This is a genomic window from Haloferax sp. Atlit-10N (genome assembly GCF_003586325.1).
Lineage (GTDB): Archaea > Halobacteriota > Halobacteria > Halobacteriales > Haloferacaceae > Haloferax > Haloferax prahovense.
This window is the reverse complement of record NZ_PSYX01000027.1, coordinates 1-1,875: the sequence shown is the minus strand read 5'-3', so window position 1 is coordinate 1,875 and position 1,875 is coordinate 1. Positions and strand designations below refer to the sequence as shown.

Below are 1,875 nucleotides of genomic sequence, written 5' to 3'. Positions count from 1 at the left end.
GGTGAATGTGCGACCGTAGTTACTAGTGGGCAGTCCAGCCTCCGTCGACAGGAATGTTTGTGCCTGTGATGTACGTCGCCTCATCAGAGGCGAGAAACATCGCAATGCCGCCGATCTCCTCGGGTTCAGCCACTCGCTGCATGGGTGTCTCGTCTCGGACGAACTCGTAGAACTGTTCCTGGTTGAGGTAGTCGTCTGTCATCGGCGTTTCAACGAATCCAGGGCAGATACTATTGACACGTACCCCTTCTGTGGCGTAGTCAATGGCGAGCTCTCGTGTGAAATTCACGACACCACCTTTTGCTGCCGAATAGGCAGGTGACCCAGGACCACCAACGAGGCCATAAATCGACGCGACGTTAATGATACACCCCTCACTGTCTTTGAGATACGGGATCGCCGCCCGCGAGCCGTACATAACCCCCGTGAGATTAATTTGAATGACCGTATCCCACTCTTCGATCGACATTTCTTCGATGGACCCTACTTGGCCAATTCCAGCGTTGTTTACGATTGCGTCAAGCTGTCCGTATTCGTCAACCGTACTGTTGACGAGGGTCTCTACCTGGTCATACTCCGTGACATCACATTGATGGAATTCACAGTCGAGATCTTCGGCAGTCTCTCGGCCGGTTTCTTCCGTGCGACCTGCGATAACGACTTCGGCTCCGTAATCAATGTACTTCGAAGCAATTGCTTTGCCGATCCCAGTTGCACCACCAGTGATGATCGCAACTTTATCTTTGAGCATATCAGGTACTTCGCATAGACGCCATAAAATAGTTTGAGGCGTCGTGAAGGTACCCCATATTCGAGATACCAGTTATCGGCGCTGTTGCCTTGATGAATGAATGAATAAAATGGTGAAGCCGAGTGCGACGACGATCCCAACAGTAGCAGAGATCTGACTTACGGATAATGCGAGACCACTCGCTACAAATGTTCCTCCTGCGAGGATGGCGTACCCGATCGAACGAGTCTGCCGTCGTTGGCTCTGTGCGATCTCCTGAGGTATCACTGTGCGTTCCTGTTCTCGTGCGTCCAGTTCACGATCCAATTTCGTGGGTAGCCGGAGAAGGGCCCAGAGGGAGGTTTCGATGTCGGACTGAGCTTCGGCGAGTTTTATCCGGGCTGCTCGCTGGAGGAAGCCGTGATCACGGAGGAACGCCTGCGCAGCTGCGAGGATATTGAACTCAGGATCGAGCTGTCTGAGAACACCTTCACCGATCGATCCCACCCGAATGACTAACATCACGTCTGGCGGGATACGAAACGGAAACTCTCGGAGCATTCCGACGACCACGTCGATTATCTGCTGCCAGTTCACATCACCACCTCCTTCGAGGTCATCGATAACTAACTCGAGAACGTGGCCGACGGCGGCCCTGTCGGCGTCGGGATCGAGTGCACCAAGGGCGACAAGTTCGTCGATGATGGATCCGACATCCCGATTGACAGCGGCCAGATAGAGGTTGATCACGCTCGCTTGCATCGCTGGCGTGAACCGACCGCTCATCCCGAAGTCATAGAAGACGATGCGGCCATCATCGTCGACAGCGAGATTTCCAGGATGGGGATCGCCGTGGTACACACCGTGATCGAGTCCCATCGTGAAGTAGGCATTCGCCACTCGTCGAGCGACGTTCTCCGGATCGTAGCCCTTCGCTTCGAGTTCCTCGAGGTCAGTAACCTTCGTTCCCTCGGCGTACTCCATGGTGAGGACACGTTCGGAGCAGACGTCACGAAACACGCGTGGGATCGTAACGGTCTCATTCTCGTCGGCAGCGAAATTTTCCCGAATCTCCTCCATCATCTGGGCCTCTCGCTCGAAGTCCAGTTCCTCCAGAATGATGCGCTCAAAGTCGTCCGCCATGT

Annotated in this window: 2 protein-coding genes; both read right to left on the bottom strand. The window is 54.3% G+C overall.

Going from position 1 to position 1,875, the window contains the following annotated elements:
• Positions 1-22: 22 nt before the first annotated feature.
• Positions 23-751 (bottom strand): SDR family NAD(P)-dependent oxidoreductase, encoded by a 729-nt coding sequence (locus C5B91_RS20900; RefSeq protein WP_115819507.1) that lies wholly within the window; start codon positions 749-751, stop codon positions 23-25.
• 72 nt (positions 752-823) lie between these two features.
• A partial coding sequence (locus C5B91_RS20895; protein WP_119713007.1) for an AarF/ABC1/UbiB kinase family protein occupies positions 824-1,875 on the bottom strand: 1,052 nt, incomplete at its 5' end.